This is a genomic window from Stenotrophomonas sp. PAMC25021, assembly GCF_004795795.1.
Taxonomy (GTDB): Bacteria; Pseudomonadota; Gammaproteobacteria; order Xanthomonadales; family Xanthomonadaceae; genus Stenotrophomonas; species Stenotrophomonas muris.
Genome location: NZ_CP039255.1, coordinates 3,280,753 through 3,296,293 on the forward strand (window position 1 = coordinate 3,280,753; position 15,541 = coordinate 3,296,293).

Annotated in this window: 14 protein-coding genes; 7 read left to right on the plus strand and 7 right to left on the minus strand. The window is 66.8% G+C overall.

What is annotated here, in order from left to right:
• Positions 1-31 precede the first annotated feature (31 nt).
• On the plus strand, positions 32-2,413 hold the full coding sequence (pbpC, locus tag E5790_RS15200; RefSeq protein ID WP_111206446.1) for a penicillin-binding protein 1C: 2,382 nt from the start codon (positions 32-34) through the stop codon (positions 2,411-2,413).
• Positions 2,414-2,530: 117 nt separating this feature from the next.
• Here the strand turns inward: pbpC and E5790_RS15205 are convergent, their stop codons facing one another.
• Both E5790_RS15205 and E5790_RS15210 read right to left on the minus strand, forming a co-directional pair.
• Positions 2,531-3,106: a ferritin-like domain-containing protein gene (locus E5790_RS15205; RefSeq protein WP_014648036.1), complete on the minus strand. Its 576-nt coding sequence runs from the start codon at positions 3,104-3,106 to the stop codon at positions 2,531-2,533.
• Between the two features lie 29 nt (positions 3,107-3,135).
• Positions 3,136-3,618 (minus strand): peroxiredoxin, encoded by a 483-nt coding sequence (locus E5790_RS15210; RefSeq protein ID WP_111206448.1) that lies wholly within the window; start codon positions 3,616-3,618, stop codon positions 3,136-3,138.
• Positions 3,619-3,878: 260 nt separating this feature from the next.
• Here E5790_RS15210 and E5790_RS15215 point away from each other — a divergent pair, with 260 nt between their 5' ends.
• On the plus strand, positions 3,879-4,766 hold the full coding sequence (locus E5790_RS15215; RefSeq protein WP_012511838.1) for a DnaJ C-terminal domain-containing protein: 888 nt from the start codon (positions 3,879-3,881) through the stop codon (positions 4,764-4,766).
• 98 nt (positions 4,767-4,864) lie between these two features.
• On the opposite strand, the gene pilH is transcribed toward E5790_RS15215, so the two are convergent.
• Entirely contained in the window at positions 4,865-5,236 is a 372-nt protein-coding gene (pilH, locus tag E5790_RS15220; protein ID WP_014648033.1) for a twitching motility response regulator PilH, read from the minus strand.
• Between the two features lie 88 nt (positions 5,237-5,324).
• Positions 5,325-6,320 carry a YhdH/YhfP family quinone oxidoreductase gene (locus E5790_RS15225; RefSeq protein WP_049441256.1) on the minus strand — a complete coding sequence of 332 codons (996 nt, stop codon included), beginning with the start codon at positions 6,318-6,320 and terminating at the stop codon, positions 5,325-5,327.
• Positions 6,321-6,473: 153 nt separating this feature from the next.
• On the opposite strand from E5790_RS15225, the gene hflK reads away from it, so the two are divergent.
• The 5 genes from hflK (at position 6,474) to E5790_RS15250 (ending at position 11,762) form a co-directional block, all read left to right on the plus strand.
• Entirely contained in the window at positions 6,474-7,607 is a 1,134-nt protein-coding gene (hflK, locus tag E5790_RS15230; RefSeq protein WP_005418335.1) for an FtsH protease activity modulator HflK, read from the plus strand.
• Positions 7,604-8,467: a protease modulator HflC gene (locus tag E5790_RS15235; RefSeq protein WP_014648031.1), complete on the plus strand. Its 864-nt coding sequence runs from the start codon at positions 7,604-7,606 to the stop codon at positions 8,465-8,467. The genes hflK and E5790_RS15235 overlap by 4 nt, the downstream gene beginning before the upstream one ends.
• Before the next feature lie 66 nt (positions 8,468-8,533).
• Positions 8,534-8,719: a DUF2065 family protein gene (locus tag E5790_RS15240; protein ID WP_005414170.1), complete on the plus strand. Its 186-nt coding sequence runs from the start codon at positions 8,534-8,536 to the stop codon at positions 8,717-8,719.
• Between the two features lie 971 nt (positions 8,720-9,690).
• Complete coding sequence (locus E5790_RS15245; protein ID WP_014648029.1) at positions 9,691-10,983, plus strand: adenylosuccinate synthase; 1,293 nt, start codon at positions 9,691-9,693, stop codon at positions 10,981-10,983.
• Between the two features lie 116 nt (positions 10,984-11,099).
• A complete protein-coding gene (locus tag E5790_RS15250) occupies positions 11,100-11,762 on the plus strand; it encodes a hypothetical protein (protein WP_049407584.1) in 663 nt (220 codons plus the stop codon).
• Here E5790_RS15250 and E5790_RS15255 read toward each other — a convergent pair.
• The 3 genes from E5790_RS15255 to E5790_RS15265 form a co-directional block, all read right to left on the minus strand.
• The gene (locus tag E5790_RS15255; protein ID WP_111206450.1) at positions 11,692-12,369 is read right to left on the minus strand and encodes a M23 family metallopeptidase; all 678 of its coding nucleotides are present in this window, start codon (positions 12,367-12,369) and stop codon (positions 11,692-11,694) included. The two genes, E5790_RS15250 and E5790_RS15255, sit on opposite strands and share 71 nt — an antisense overlap.
• Positions 12,370-12,373: 4 nt before the next feature.
• A complete protein-coding gene (locus E5790_RS15260) occupies positions 12,374-13,336 on the minus strand; it encodes a murein L,D-transpeptidase (RefSeq protein WP_172601369.1) in 963 nt (320 codons plus the stop codon).
• A 170-nt stretch (positions 13,337-13,506) separates the two neighbouring features.
• On the minus strand, positions 13,507-15,510 hold the full coding sequence (locus E5790_RS15265; RefSeq protein ID WP_049441936.1) for a CARDB domain-containing protein: 2,004 nt from the start codon (positions 15,508-15,510) through the stop codon (positions 13,507-13,509).
• Positions 15,511-15,541: the final 31 nt, after the last annotated feature.

The window sequence follows — 15,541 nt, forward strand, 5'->3', positions numbered from 1 at the left end:
ACGGCGCGGCCCGTCCTGCTGGCAACCTGCAATGAACAACACGATGTCGATCCGGCTGGCGGCCCTGCGCCGCCGGCTGCAGCCGCTGTGGCCCTGGCTGCGCTGGGGTACGGCCGCCACGCTGGCGCTGCTGCTGGTGCTGGATTTCGCCTTCCCGCCACCGCTGCCGAAGCAGCGTGATACCAGCACCCTGGTGGTGGCTGCCGACGGCACGCCGCTGCGTGCATTCGCCGACGCCGAGGGTGTGTGGCGCTACCCGGCTTCGATCAACAGCGTCTCGCCGCTGTACCTGCAGGCGTTGCTGACCTACGAAGACCGCTGGTTCTGGCGGCATCCGGGCATCAACCCGCTGGCGATCCTGCGTGCCAGCGGCCAGCTGCTGCGTGGCGGCCGCATCGTTTCCGGTGGCTCGACCCTGACCATGCAGGTCGCCCGCATCCTCGATCCGCATACGCGCACGCCGTGGGGCAAGCTCAAGCAGATGCTGCGCGCGGTGCAGCTGGAAGTGCACCTGAGCAAGCAGCAGATCCTGGCCCTGTATCTGGAGCGCGCGCCCTACGGCGGCACCATCGAGGGGGTGGAGGCGGCCAGCTGGGCCTACCTGGGCAAGCCGGCGGCGCAGCTGTCGCATGCCGAGGCCGCGTTGCTGGCGGTGCTGCCGCAGGCGCCGAGCCGGCTGCGCCCGGACCGTCATCCGGAAGCGGCGCAGAAGGCGCGCGACAAGGTGCTGTCCCGCATGAACGAGCTGGGCGTGTGGACGGCGGACGAAGTGGAAGACGCGCGCATCGAGAACGTGGTGGCGCGCTCGCTGCGCCCGCCGCTGCACGCCGCGCTGCTGGCGCAGCGCCTGCACTCGGCGCATCCGGGCCAAGCACGCATCCAGAGCAGCATCGACATCGGCCTGCAGCGCACGCTGGAAGAACGCGTGGCCAGCTATTTCTCGACGCTGCCGGAACGCACCTCGGCCGCCCTGCTGGTAGTCGACAACCAGACCCTGCAGGCGCGTGCCTATGTCGGCACGCTGGCGTTCGGTGACCGGCAGCGGCTGGGCCACGTGGACATGGTGCAGGCCTGGCGGTCGCCGGGCTCCACGCTCAAACCGTTCCTGTATGCCATGGCGCTGGACGATGGCCTGATCCATTCGGAAAGCCTGCTGGTCGATGCGCCGCAGAGTTTCGGCAGCTACCGCCCCGGCAACTTCGACATGGCTTTCAATGGGCCGATTGGTGCCTCCAGCGCGCTGCGGCTGTCACTCAACGTGCCCTCGGTGGACCTGCTGCAGCGGGTCGGTCCGGCGCGCTTCGCCGCACGCCTGTCGCACTCCGGCATCCAGCTGCGCTTCCCGCCGGGCAGTACACCCAATCTGTCGCTGATCCTGGGCGGCACCGGCGCACGCCTGGAAGACCTGGTCGGCGCGTTCGCCGCGCTCAACCGCAACGGCATCGCCGGGCGCGTGCGCTACACCGATGACGAACCGATGATCGAGCGTCGCCTGGCCTCGCCGGGCGCCAGCTGGATCGTGCGCGAGATGCTGGAATCGAATCCGCGGCCGGGGTATAGCGTCGGGACGTTCGATGTCGGTGGCCGCCCGCGCGTGGCGTGGAAGACCGGCACCAGTTACGGGTACCGCGATGCGTGGGCGATCGGCAGCACCCGCCACTACACCGTGGGCGTGTGGGTGGGGCGGCCGGACGGTACCCCGTTGCCGGGCCAGTACGGCGCGGTGACCGCGCTGCCGCTGATGTTCGAGGTGGTGGACAGCCTGCCTCGCCAGCGCGGTGATTCAGCTGCTGCACCGATGCCGGCCAGTGTCAGCCAGGAGGACGTCTGCTGGCCCACCGGCGAACGTGCCGAGGGCCTGCCAGCGGCGCTGTGCCAGCGGCGGATGTCGGCCTATCTGCTGGACGGTGCGGCACCGCCGACCTTCCCCGAGCGCGAGGCGCGGCGCTGGCAGCCGGGGCGGCAGCGTTACCTGGCCGACGCGCGGACCGGTCTGCGTGTATCCGCTGATTGCCGTTTGCCGCATCAGGAAGTCGCGCGGGAGATCGCGCGTTGGCCGGCGTTGTTGTCGCCGTGGCTGCCGAAGGCCACGCGCGAGGCTTCGCAGCTGCCGGCGCTGTCGCCGGACTGCCGCGACGACGGGCGTGAGGCCAGCGTCGCGCTGCACGTGGACGGGCTCAATGACGGCGCCACGCTGGCGCGCGCGCCGAATTCCGAACACGGCGTGCGCCTGCAGTTGCGCGCGCTGGGCAGCGAACAGGCGGTGGACTGGTTGCTGGATGGACGCTGGATTGCACAGACCCACGGCGCGCAGCTGATGCAGCGCGAGTTCGCCGATCCGGGCGCACACACCCTGACCGCGCTGGCAGCCGACGGCGCGTGGACGCAGGTGCGGTTCAACGTCCTGCGATAGGTGCTGGGAATGGCCCGTCGACCCGACGCATCCATGCTCTGGTAGGTGCCAACCTTGGTTGGCACGCGATAAATGCGCCCACCAAGGTGGGCATCTACCAAGGCGTTTGCGGGGCCGCTATTCCCCGATCCACCCGTCCAGCAGGTCGGCGAACTCGTCGGCGTGTTCTTCCTCCTGCGCCAGGATCTCTTCAAGGATGCGCTTGGTGGTGGTATCGCGGTCGCCGATGAAGTTGATCATCTCGCGGTAGCTGTCTATGGCGATCCGTTCAGCCACCAGGTTCTCGCGCACCATGTCGCGCAGGTCGCTGCCTTCCTTGTATTCGGCATGCGAGCGCGTGGTCAGCGTATCCGGGTTCAGGTCCGGCTCGCCGCCAAGCTGGACGATGCGCTCGGCCAGCTTGCCGGCGTGCGCCTGTTCCTGCTGCGCATGCTCGAGGAACTCGGCCTTGACCGCGTCGGCCAGCATGCCCTTGGCCATGAAATAGTGCCGGTAGTAGCGCAGCACGCACACGTACTCGGTGGCGAGGGCATCGTTGAGCAGCTTGATCACCACCTTGCGGTCGGCGCTGTAGCTGTCGGTGATCGCGCCGTCTTCGATGTTATGCCGGGCACGCTCGCGCAGGGTCTGACGGTCACTGATGCCGGGAATCCCGGCGGCGGGCTTGCTGGCTTTGGCTGGCTTGCTGGACATTGCTGGCCGTTTCCTTCTGCGGTGGGGAATCAGGTAGGCAGGTGCTCCAGCACGTACTCGGCGGAAGACACCTCGAACTGGCCCGGCTGCTCGATCCAGGCCGCACGCACCACGCCATCGACCACGTACAGCGCGAAGCGGCGCGAGCGCATGCCCATGCCCGAGGCGCTGGCATCCAGCTCCAGGCCGAGCGCGCGGGTCAGCTCGGCATTGCCGTCGGACAGCATCAGCAGGCCGTCGGGCACTTTCTGGTCGGCGGCCCAGGCTTTCATCACGAACGGGTCGTTGACCGCCATGCAGTAGACATCGATGCCGCGCTGGCGGAAGGCCTCGAATTTTTCGACGTAGCCGGGCAGGTGGCGGGCCGAGCAGGTGGGCGTGAACGCGCCGGGCACCGCAAACAGCACGACCTTGCGGGCGTCGAACAGCGAATGCGTATCAAGCGTTTCGATGCCCTCGCGGATGCGCTTGAGGGTCACTTCCGGAATGCGGTCGCCGACATGGATGGTCATGGGGAACTCCTTGCTGGGGCAGGCTAGTGGGCCGGATGGGACAGGGGCGTCAAGACATTGGAAAACCCGTGTGCAGGCCCCATCTTCAGGGTTGCGGCGGGGGCTTCCAGCCACAGCCTGGGGCATCGGGATGGCAGCGGCATTGCGCAGGATCAGTCGGCCTCACCGGGGCCGCACGAGGGGCGGCGTAGCATCGCCGGCGCGTAGAATGAACCCGGGGCGGCGCCACCGGCGCGGCCGAAGCAGATCGAGGTAGCTGGATGGAATTCAAGGATTACTACGCCACCCTGGGGGTGGAACCGAGCGCGGGCGAGGCGGAGATCAAGACCGCCTACCGCCGGTTGGCACGCAAGTACCACCCGGACGTCAGCAAGGAGGCCGGGGCCGAAGACAAGTTCAAGGCGGTCAACGAGGCCTACGAGGCGCTGCGCGATCCGGAAAAGCGCGCAGCCTACGACCAGCTGCGCGCGCAGGGCTATCGCCCGGGCGAGGAGTTCAACGTGCCGCCGAACTACGGCGGCGCCGGCGGTTTCAATTTCGAGGAAGTATTCGGCGGTGGTGGCCCCAACGGCGGCTTCAGCGACTTCTTCGAAAGCCTGTTCGCGCGCCAGCGTGGCGGTGCCGGTCCGGGCCCGGGCTTCAGCAGCCAGGGCCACGCACCCAACCGCGACACCCGCGCCAAGCTGTCGGTCCCGCTGGAAGCGGCCTACAGCGGCGACAGCCTGCGCATCACCGTCAACGGCAAGCAGCTGGACGTGCGCGTGCCCAAGGGCATCCGTCCGGGCCAGGTGATCCGCCTGGCAGGGCAGGGCAACCATGGCGGCAACCTGCTGCTGGAAGTGGAGTACGCCGCGCATCCGCAGTTCGAGGTCGATGGCCGCAACATCCTCTATACGTTGCCGGTCACGCCCTGGCAGGCCGCGTTGGGCACCAGCATCAGCGTGCCGACCCTGGGCGGTGCGGTGGAGCTGAAGATCCCCGCCGACTCCGATGCCGGCCGCAAACTGCGCCTGCGTGGCCGGGGCCTGCCGGGCAGCCCGGACGGCGACCAGATCGTTGAAATCGAGATCGTGGCCCCGGCCGCGACCGACGAGGCGCAGAAGAAGGCCTACCGCAATCTGGCCAAGGCCTTCGGCGAGTCGATCTGAGCACGCCTTGCGGTCGTGCCGGCCGCTGGCCGGCAATTTCATGACCTGGGACGGTGATGCGTGGTTGCCGGCCAGCGGCCGGCACGACCACGCGCGTCTCAGCCCTGGCCGGCGAACACCCGCTCCAGCACCTCGGACAGCTCGTCTTCCGAGAACGGCTTGGTGATGTAGGCCTTGGCGCCCTGGCGCATGCCCCACATGCGATCGGTGTCCTGGTCCTTGGTGGTCACCAGGATCACCGGGATATGCCGGGTCGCCTCGTCGCGGGCGAGGGTACGGGTGGCCTGGAAGCCGTTGAGATTGGGCATCACCACGTCCATCAGGACCAGGTCGGGCAGCTCGGCCCTGGCGGTTTCGACCCCGGCGGCGCCATCGGTGGCGGTCAGGATCTGGTGCCCGAGCTTCTCGACGATGCGCTGTATCCCCAACAGCTGCGACGGTGAGTCGTCGACGATCAGAATGCGTGCCATGTTGTTCCCCATGTAATGCCCGCAGTGTAGTGCGGGCTCATTACCGGCGGGAGGGGGGCACCTGCCGTCCGTCGCCTGCCTGCGACGTTCAGTCGATCCGCACCACCGTGCGGCCCAGCGATCCACCCGCCAGCATCCGCTCGAACACTGCCCGGAGGCCATCAAGGCCGACCTCGGCGGTGCAGATGCGGTCCAGGTGCTGCGGCTTCCACTCACCGCCCAGGCGCGACCACACCTCTTCGCGCAGCCGGCGCGGCGCATTGGCCGAAGACACGCCGAGCAGCGACACACCGCGCAGGATGAAGGGCATCACCGTCATGTCCAGCGTCGGGCTGGCCGCCAGGCCGGCGCTGACCACGCTGCCGTAGGGCACGGTCTGCGCCAGCAGGCTGGCGAGCATGGCGCCGCCGGCATTGTCCAGGCCCCCGCCGAAGCGCGCCGACTGCAGCGGGCCGGTGTCGGCCAGCGCCTCGCGCGGCAGCACCTCGCTGGCACCGATGTCGCGCAGGAAGTCGGTCTGGTCCGGCTTGCCACTGACCGCGTGCACGGTGTAGCCCGCACGGCTGAAGATCGACAGCGCCAGCGCACCGACGCCGCCGCTGGCGCCGGTGACCGCCAGCGGGCCGAGCGCCGGGGTCTGGCGGTTGTCCTGCATGCGCAGCAGCGCCAGCGCCGCCGTGAAGCCGGCGGTGCCCAGCACCATCGCCTCGCGCGGGCTCAGCCCGGCCGGCTGTGCAATCACCGCACGCGACTCCAGCCGCACATACTGGCTGTAGCCGCCGTCACGGGTCTCGCTGAGGCCGCAGCCGGTGGCCAGCACCGCGTCGCCTTCACGCCAGGCCGGGTCGGTGCTGGCGACCACGGTGCCGGCCACGTCGATGCCGCCGACCAGCGGGAAGCGGCGCAGGATCTTCCCCTTGCCGGTGCCGGCCAAGGCATCCTTGTAGTTGACCGAGGACCAGTGGGCGCGGATCAGTACCTGCCCGGGGTTGAGGTCGTCGACACCGAGCCGGGTCAGGCCGCTGCGATAGCCGGCGTCGTCGTTTTCGATGCGGAAGGCGGTGAACGGGGTGGTGGGGGCCATCGGCGTTGCCTGACTTCGAGGAAAACGCCACCTTACCCCGTCGTCGCCCTTTCGATCCTGCCGATCCGCCCCATCTTGTATGATCGGTAATGGTTTCACGGCTGGCGCCGCGGGAAGGGCCCGCGCCGCAGCCCACATCTTGATGGAGCGTGCATGGCCTGGAATACACCCGGCGGCAACAAGGGCGGACAAGGCCCCGAGGACAATCGACGCGGGCCGTTCGGGTCGCGCGGCGGTGGCAATGGTGGTGGCTGGGGCGGACTGCCCGGGCCGCTGAAGGACCTGTTCGACGGCGGCATCGTGCGTTGGGTGGTGGCGGCCGTGGTGCTGCTGGTGCTGTTCTCCAGCTTCCAGCTGATCGGTGAGCAGCAGCGTGGCGTGGTCCTGCGCTTCGGCCAGTTCTCGCGCATCCTGCAGCCCGGCCCGAACTTCAAGCTGCCGTGGCCGATCGAGTCGGTCACCAAGGTCAACGCCACCGAGATCAAGACCTTCTCGATCCAGGTGCCGGTCCTGACCCGTGACGAGAACATCGTCAACGTCTCGCTGAACGTCCAGTACCGCATCGACGATCCGCAGCAGTACCTGTTCGGCACGGTCGATGCCAACCAGGTGCTGGAGCAGTCGGCGCAGAGCGCGGTGCGCGAGGAAGTCGGCCGCGCCGACCTCAATGCCGTGCTGAACAACCGTGGCCCGCTGGCCGTGGCCGCCGAGGAGCGCCTGCAGGCGCTGCTGAAGGCGTTCAAGACCGGCCTGACCGTGACCGGCCTGACCCTGCAGGACGCCCGTCCGCCGGAGGAAGTGAAGCCGGCCTTCGACGAGGTCAATGGTGCCCAGCAGGTCAAGGAACGCCTGATCAACGAAGCCCAGGCCTACGCCGCCAAGGTCGTGCCGGAAGCCCGAGGCCAGGCCTCGCGCGCCCGTACCACCGCCGAAGGCTACAAGCAGGCGGTGGTGTCCAAGGCCGAGGGTGACGCGCAGCGCTTCAGCCTGTTGCAGGCCCAGTACAAGGACGCGCCGGAAGTGACCCGCAAGCGCCTGTGGCTGGAGACCGTGCAGCAGGTGCTGAGCGAGAACCGCAAGGTGATCGGCGGCGATGGCCGCCAGCTGATCTACGTGCCGATGACCGGCGACACCCGTCCCACCACGTCGGCCCCGGCCGCAGTGGCAAACCCGGACGTGGTCATGCCGTCGCTGCCGGGCGCAGCGGTGGAAGCTTCCCGTGATCCGGGCCGGCCGGTGGGCCGCCCGACCGGGCGACCGAGCGGCCGTGAGGAGGGCAGCCGATGAAGAGTCCTATCTGGATCGCCGTGATCGTGGCGGTGGTGCTGGGCCTGCTCGGCTCGGTGTATGTGGTCCGTGAGGACCAGACCGCCATGGTGCTGAACCTGGGCAAGGTGGTGCGGTCGGACATCAAGCCAGGCCTGCACTTCAAGGTGCCGGTGGTGGAAACGGTGAAGGTCTTCGACCGCCGCTTCCAGGTGCTCGACACCGCGCCGGCGCGCTACTTCACCGCCGAGCAGAAGGACGTCAGCGTCGACTTCTTCGCCATCGGCTACATCTCCAACGTGGGTGACTACTTCCGTGCCACCGGCGGCGACCCGCGCGTGGCCAACGCCCGCCTGGCGCCGATCATCACCGATTCGCTGCGCAACCAGATCAACTCGCGCACCCTGCAGCAGCTGGTGTCCGGCGACCGCAGTGAGCTGATCGCCGAGCAGTTGAAGGGAATCAACGAGGCCGTGGCCGGCCTGGGCATGCAGATGATCGACCTGCGCATCAAGCAGGTGGACCTGCCCACCGACAGCCAGGTGATCAACGATGTGTACGAGCGCATGCGCGCCCAGCGCAAGCAGGAAGCCGCCAAGCTGCGCGCGGAAGGCGAGGAACAGTCGCTGACCATCCGCGCCCAGGCCGACCGTGACAGCACCGTGCTGATCGCCGAGGCCGAGCGCGATGCACAGCGCCTGCGCGGTGAAGGTGATGCGGAAGCCACCCGCATCTACGGCAAGGCCGGTTCGGCTGACCCATCGTTCTACGCGTTCTACCGTAGCCTGGAGGCGTACCGCGGCTCCATGACCGACGGCAACGGCGTGATCGTGCTCGACAAGAACGACCCGTTCCTGCAGTACCTGAAGAACGACCGCTGAGGTCGCAGGGCATTACCCCACGGGGCCCGGCCAACTGCCGGGCCCCGTGCTTTTTCCGGAGTTCCGATGAAAGATCTGTTCGCCGCCGTCTGCCTGGTCGCGGTGCTGGAAGGCCTGTTCCTGTTCGTCGCGCCGTTCGCCTGGAAGCGCATGGCCGAACGCCTGCTGGACCTGCCCAGCCCGGCCCTGCGCAGCTTCGGCGGACTGGTGCTGCTGGCCGGCCTGAGCCTGCTGTGGTGGGTGCGGCACTAGACGCCCCGGCGCGGCCGCCTGCGACTACGTGCGTGGCCTGGCCTTGGTAGATGCCAACCTTTGTTGGCATTGCCGGCCAGCGGCCGGCACTACCGGGTGGGGCGGCTGACCGACCTGCACCTGCGTGGCTTGGCCTTGGTAGCTGCCAACCTTGGTTGGCATTGCCGGCCAGCGGCCGGCACGACCGGGTGGGGCAGCTGACCGCCCTGCACCTGCGTGGCCAGGCTCTGGTAGCTGCCAACCTTGGTTGGCATTGCCGGCCAGCGGCCGGCACTACCGGGCGGGGCAGTTGACCGCCCTGCACCTGCGTGGCCAGGCTCTGGTAGCTGCCAACCTTGGTTGGCATTGCCGGCCAGCGGCCGGCACGACCGGGCGGGGCAGCTGACCGACCTGCACCTGCGTGGCCAGGCCCTGGTAGATGCCAACCTTGGTTGGCATTGCCGGCCAGCGGCCGGCACGACCGGGTGGGGCGGCTGACCGACCTGCACCTGCGTGGCCTGGCCCTGGTAGCTGCCAACCTTGGTTGGCATTGCCGGCCAGCGGCCGGCACGACCGGGCGGGGCAGCTGACCGACCTGCACCTGCGTGGCCAGGCTCTGGTAGCTGCCAACCTTGGTTGGCATTGCCGGCCAGCGGCCGGCACGACCGGGTGGGGCAGCTGACCGACCTGCACCTGCGTGGCCAGGCTCTGGTAGATGCCAACCTTGGTTGGCATTGCCGGCCAGCGGCCGGCACGACCGGGCGGGGCGGCTGACCGGCCGGTGAAGCCGTCCGTCGGAAAGGTGGCAGCGGACCCCGGAAACCCGGATAATGCACAAAAGCCGGACGGGCCTCCCCGTTCGGCTTTTTCCGTGTCTGGGCCCTCCATCGCCGGCCGCTCCCCGTTTGGAGCCGCCCTCCAGGTGCTGGCCAGCCCCGCCACGGTTTACCCGTCCGCGGCCCCGATGGCCGCAACAAACCGAGGAGCCCGTCATGGGTCAGTCTGTCGTAGTGTTGGGTGCCCAGTGGGGCGATGAAGGCAAGGGCAAGATCGTCGATCTGCTCACTGAGGAAATCGGCGCCGTCGTGCGCTTCCAGGGCGGCCACAATGCCGGCCACACCCTGGTCATCAACGGTAAGAAGACCGTCCTGCACCTGATCCCGTCGGGCATCCTGCGTGACGATGCGCTGTGCCTGATCGGCAACGGCGTGGTGATCTCGCCGGCCGCGCTGCAGAAGGAAATCGCCGAGCTGGAAGCCTCCGGCGTGGAAGTGCGTTCGCGCCTGAAGATCTCCCCGGCCGCGCCGCTGATCATGCCGTACCACATCGCCCTGGACCAGGCGCGCGAGCGCGCAGCCGGCGGCAAGGCGATCGGCACCACCGGCCGTGGCATCGGCCCGGCCTACGAAGACAAGGTGGCGCGTCGCGGCATCCGCATCGCCGACCTGCATTACCCGAAGCAGCTGGAAGAACTGCTGCGCACCGCGCTGGATTACCACAACTTCGTGCTGACCAAGTACCTGAACACCGATGCGGTCGACTTCCAGAAGACCTTCGACGAAGCACTGGCCTTCGGCGAATACGTGCAGCCGATGAAGTCCGACGTGGCCGGCATCCTGCACGACCTGCGCAAGCAGGGTAAGCGCGTGCTGTTCGAAGGTGCGCAGGGTGCGCTGCTGGACATCGACCACGGCACCTACCCGTACGTCACCAGCTCCAACACCACCGTCGGTGGTGCGCTGGCCGGTTCCGGCGTCGGCGCTGATTCGATCGACTACGTGCTGGGCATCGCCAAGGCCTACGCCACCCGCGTAGGCGGTGGCCCGTTCCCGACCGAGCTGGACGACGAAGTCGGCCAGGGCATTCGTGACCGCGGCGCCGAGTACGGTGCGTCGACCGGCCGTCCGCGTCGTTGTGGCTGGATGGACATCGTCGCGCTGAAGCGCGCCGTGGCCATCAACGGCATCAGCGGCCTGTGCATCACCAAGCTGGACGTGCTCGACGGCATGGAAAAGCTGAAGGTCTGCATCGCCTACGAATACAACGGCAAGCGCACCGAGTACGCGCCGCTGGACGCGCAGGGCTGGGAAGAATGCACCCCGGTGTACCTGGAGTTCCCGGGCTGGAGCGAGAACACCCACGGCATCACCCAGTGGGACGACCTGCCGCCGGCCGCACGCGCATACCTGCGTTCGCTGGAAGAGCTGGCCGGCTGCCCGATCAGCATCGTCTCCACCGGCCCGGACCGCGACCACACCATGGTCCTGCAGGATCCGTTCGCCTGAGGTGGCGCCGGGCCATGCCCGGCGTTGGTGACAGGAAAAGCCCCGCGCACGCGGGGCTTTTTCGTTACTGTGTCGCCAGGCCAGCGGGGAAGCGACGCGATGACCAGGATGTCAACGTGAAAGGCGGGACGGTAGTGCGGGTCACCCTGTGGGTGTCGTGGAGCCTGTGGTGCATGGCCGGCCTGGTACTTGTGTTGGGTGCAGCCGCCAATGCCCTGGCTTCGCGCACGCAGACGGTGCCGCTGGTGCTGCGCCCTGGCGCAACCGCCCAGATCACCGTCTACCGCCTCATCGATGACCAGCTTCGGCTGCGCCTGCGCTATGCCGCGGACGGTACAGAGGCTGACCCTGAAGTGCTGCTGCGCATCGAGACTCCCACCGAACATGGAGACTTCCGCGCAGGGGAGCGTTGGGGAGTGGCCGGGCAGGGCATCGACCGCGCGCTGGTATCGGTTGAGTCCAGCGGCCTCATGGCCTCCTACTTTGGTTACGGTCGCGGCGACGCATTGCCACGCGGCCGCTCATGGCTGCGGGTAACCGTGCTGGAGGTGGATCCGGCGCTGGCGGGACGCACTGCAGACATCGAGCTGCAGCCGCCGCTGGGTCTGCTGAAGCTGACCGACCTGGACTACCTCTGGCTGTGGCCGTTCTTTTTCTGGAAGATGGCGGCGCTGTTCCTGCTGATTCCGGGGGCTGCGTTGACTGTCTTCACTGTGGCGTTGCGGCGCCAGCAGCGCCGGGCATCGGTGCCGCCGACTTCAGCAAGGGATAGGGATTGATCGACTCTCCCTTCCACCACTGCTTCTCCGGCCCCAACACATGCACTTCGAAGTGCAGGTGCGGGGCCTCGGCGCTGGCATTGCCGGTGCTGCCGACGTAGCCGATCACATCCCCGCGCTTGATCGCCTGTTTCTCGGCCAGGCCATCGGCATAGCGCTGCAGGTGCGCGTAGTAGTAGCACCAGCGTCCGCTGGGCTCGAACTGGTAGATCGTCAGCCCGCCGCGTTCGCTGTCGAACAGTTTTTCCACCGTGCCATCAGCCACCGCGAGTACGGGAGTACCTGCATCGGCCATGATGTCGATGGCATCGTGTACGCGGCCTTCGCTGCGTGCATCGGTGAAGGTATCGCGCAGCTGCGAGGCCAGGATGCCCTGCACCGGCAGCAGCAGGCCGGACGGTGCATCCGCAGCCTGCGCGGCCGGCGGCGCGGTGGTGGCGGGTGGGGCCGTTGCGCGTGGCGCTGGTTCGACCACCGGCGCGGCGGACACCGCCGATGGCGCTGCCGGCAGCGAGGCGGCTACCGGCTCACTCCCATCGCGACGCAGCCACCAACCTGCCCCCAGTCCCAGCAGTACGCCCAATACGATCAGCTGCGAAAGACGCATCGGTTCACTCCTGCATCACCACGGGTACCGAGGTATCCACTGCGTCGGCCACACGCACCGCATCCCAGTTGGTCATGCGTACGCAGCCATGCGATTCGGTCTTGCCGACATGGCTGGGTTCGGGCGTGCCATGCAGGCCGTAGTGTGGCTTGGACAGGTCGATCCAGACCCGGCCGACCGGATTGTTCGGGCCCGGCGGCAGCGTCGCTTTCTTTTCGCCCTTGCGCGCATCCCAGAACAACTTCGGGTTGTAGTGGAACGGCGGGTCGCGATACACGCCCAGGATCTTCCATTCGCCGATCGGCAACGGGTCGTGCTGGCTGCCCGACGACACCGGCACCTGCGCGATCAGCTTGCCCTGCGCATCCAGCAACTGCAGGGTGGAGTCGGATTTGTCGACCACGATCTTCGCCGCCTTCGGCAATGCCGCTGGTGCGATGTTGGGCACTTGGATGCGGCTGCCAGCCTTGGTCAGATCCACGCCGGGATTGAGCACCTTCAGCAACTCCGGCGAGGCGTGGAAGCGCTCGCCCAGGGCTTCTTCCACGCTGCTGAAACCCAGCGATTTCAGTTTGGCCTGTGCGGCAGGTCCTTTCGGTGTGGCCTGGAACGGGCCGGCAACATCCTCGGCAGTCAGCGTGTAGCTGGCCAGCGGCCCCACCGTATCAGCCTGCAGGGCCTTCCAGGTGGCGTCGTCCAGCTCACCCGTCGCGGTCAGCCCATGCGCGGCCTGGAAGCCCGCCACCGCGCGTCGCTGGTTGCTGCCCACTTCGCCATCGATCTGGCCAGGCGAGAAATTCGCGCGATCCAGCAGCACTTGGGCATGCAGTGCGGAGCGCACTGCGGTGTCCGGGCCGGCCTTCTCGGCAATGGGGGCGGGCAGGTTGGGCGCAGGGGACTGCGCGAAGGCGGGTGATATCAGTAGCGACAGGACGAACAGTACAGGATGGGGTACACGCATGGGCATCTCCGGCATTCACGGAACTACCATGCCTGTGCGCAATGCAGGACTGATGTGAAAAGAATCTGACGCCGGGATGAGTGGTGCCAACGTGACCATCCCTTGTGGGGCCGCGTCTGCACATGGAAAGCAACGAGGGCAGGCGACCACGGATCCGTCGCCGCCTGCCCTGATGTTCAATCCACAGTAACCATGATGTCGATGCTGTTGTTGTCCTCCCGTGACTCGCTCACGGTGTTCTGATCGTCAACCAGCAGCTGGATGGAGTGCACCCCTGGGGTCGGGCGCCAGACGTCGTTGTAAGTCCTGACATTGACGCTGGCGCCGGGTGCCAGGGTGTAGTTCTGGAGGCCGCCCCATACGCAACCTTCAATGAAACACTGCCCGTTCTTCATGGCCATCAGCCCAATCCAAGGCGCGCTGGCGGCGACCGAGCCGACATTCTCGATGGTTGCGGTGAACGAGGTTGCATCGCCGGATTTCGGACGCAGCGGCTGTGAATGGGCGCTGGTGATCCGAAGGTCTGGCTTGTCCGAGACCTGGATGATTCGAGCCAGCTGGTTGTTGCCCTCATTCGACTCCTGGATCAGCCCTTGGTCGTCAACAATGGAGGTGATCTGTTGCTGGCCACCCGCGGCTGGCCAAACGGGGCCTGCGGGGCTCAACCATACGGATTCGCCCGGCGCCAAGGCCGTTGTCAGGCCACTCCAGGGGCAGCCACTGGCTGGGCACGCGCCGTTTACCAGATAGACCGCTCCGAGCCAACCCGCAGGTGCGGGCATTGATCCGCGGTTGGTTACCGCCGTGCGGAATGTCACTGCATCGCCTGGCTTGAAACTGGCTGGAATCGTTTCGATCAGGTATGGCTGCAGATCGGGCAGATCCCCCACCATGATTTCCCGGGTCAACTCGTTGTTGTGTTCGTCGAGTTCCTTGATGCGGTCCGCGTCATCAGCGAACACGGTCATCGCATGCAGCCCTGCCGAAGGTGTCCAGCTGGGTCCCTGGTTCAGATCTATGGTGGCCTGTTGACCAGGGGCCAGACTGATGGTCAAGATCCCCCATTGGCATCCTCCCTCGAAACACTGTCCCTCCTCATGGACGAGGACACTGTGGTGATTCATGGGAGACGGAGCATTGCCGGCATTTCGGATGGTTGCCCGGAAACGGACTGGCTCCCCTGCCCGGAACTGGCTTGGAATCGTGTCGATCCGCGTGACCTGAAGGTCCGGTTGATGCGTGAGGTCATCGATCATTGAGTTGAAGATGGCAGGGCAGTTCTGCCCGTCGAACTGAAAATCAGGGCGTGCACCCGGCCAGAACGCAAAGTAGGCGCTGCCTAGGTTGCGAGGGCGGTCCGCTCCATACACGGCTTGCAATGAAGCTTCGAGTTTCACCCGGAAGCTGGTGCGCAGTCCGGGGTCATTGCAGCTGGTGTAGTTGAAAGCAGGAAGGACCGGAACCATTCCACCTCCCAGCAATCCGTGCCGTTTCCATTTCTGGTACTGAGCGACCTGTTCGTTGACGGTGTTCTGATACTGGTCAACGAAGACGACATCCTGTGCGTGTGGGCTCATTGCGTACTGGATCTGGACATCGCTCAACGTGCCCATCAGATTGGCGATGATCACCGGGCGCGCGGATGCATCGGGATCCGCTTGCCGAAGCCTTTCGTAGACCAGTTCCTGGAAGCGCTTGCAGATACCAAGGTTCTGTGGTGTCTGTGGCAGAGCTGGTTCGTCAAAAGTGTAGTAACCAACTACGATGTCTGAGTTCTGCAGGGCAAGTGCAGCAACAGCGTCAAGCTCCTGTTGAAGCCAGTCTGGTAGACGCTCGTTGCCAGGAGAGCAGGCACTGCCGGGATCTGCGTACCAGGCGTCGTGAACGGGTCCGTTGAACTGGAGCAGCACTTTGAATCTGGATAACAGCGGGTCCTGCCGCAGCGCCTGCAAACGGGAGCTGAGTTCACCCGTATTCCATCCTGTCACGGGAATCACATTCGCGCCGGCATTGTGCAGCTCGGTCAGCTGGGAGCGGACTGCGGGGTCAGCATTGCCGATGATGTTGTACGCGTAGAGGAACTTGAAGTTGCTTCCGGTGTATGCGTCCTGGGCGTGCGCGGACTGTGGGCTTGTCATGCAGGCAAGCAGGAGCGGAAGTGCACTGAGATAATGCCTCATGGTCGTCCTTGTACGATGGCGAGGGTGGCCG

What these genes read in the sequence shown, in the direction of transcription:
- E5790_RS15210 (WP_111206448.1), bottom strand. Translation starts at nt 3,618, where the DNA reads ATGACCATCCATGTCGGCGACCGCATTCCGGAAGTGACCCTCAAGCGC.
- E5790_RS15240 (WP_005414170.1), top strand. Translation starts at nt 8,534, where the DNA reads ATGAAAGATCTGTTCGCCGCCGTCTGCCTGGTCGCGGTGCTGGAAGGC.
- hflK (WP_005418335.1), top strand. Translation starts at nt 6,474, where the DNA reads ATGGCCTGGAATACACCCGGCGGCAACAAGGGCGGACAAGGCCCCGAG.
- pbpC (WP_111206446.1), top strand. Translation starts at nt 32, where the DNA reads ATGAACAACACGATGTCGATCCGGCTGGCGGCCCTGCGCCGCCGGCTG.
- E5790_RS15265 (WP_049441936.1), bottom strand. Translation starts at nt 15,510, where the DNA reads ATGAGGCATTATCTCAGTGCACTTCCGCTCCTGCTTGCCTGCATGACA.
- E5790_RS15235 (WP_014648031.1), top strand. Translation starts at nt 7,604, where the DNA reads ATGAAGAGTCCTATCTGGATCGCCGTGATCGTGGCGGTGGTGCTGGGC.
- E5790_RS15205 (WP_014648036.1), bottom strand. Translation starts at nt 3,106, where the DNA reads ATGTCCAGCAAGCCAGCCAAAGCCAGCAAGCCCGCCGCCGGGATTCCC.
- E5790_RS15215 (WP_012511838.1), top strand. Translation starts at nt 3,879, where the DNA reads ATGGAATTCAAGGATTACTACGCCACCCTGGGGGTGGAACCGAGCGCG.
- E5790_RS15260 (WP_172601369.1), bottom strand. Translation starts at nt 13,336, where the DNA reads ATGCCCATGCGTGTACCCCATCCTGTACTGTTCGTCCTGTCGCTACTG.
- pilH (WP_014648033.1), bottom strand. Translation starts at nt 5,236, where the DNA reads ATGGCACGCATTCTGATCGTCGACGACTCACCGTCGCAGCTGTTGGGG.
- E5790_RS15255 (WP_111206450.1), bottom strand. Translation starts at nt 12,369, where the DNA reads ATGCGTCTTTCGCAGCTGATCGTATTGGGCGTACTGCTGGGACTGGGG.
- E5790_RS15245 (WP_014648029.1), top strand. Translation starts at nt 9,691, where the DNA reads ATGGGTCAGTCTGTCGTAGTGTTGGGTGCCCAGTGGGGCGATGAAGGC.
- E5790_RS15225 (WP_049441256.1), bottom strand. Translation starts at nt 6,320, where the DNA reads ATGGCCCCCACCACCCCGTTCACCGCCTTCCGCATCGAAAACGACGAC.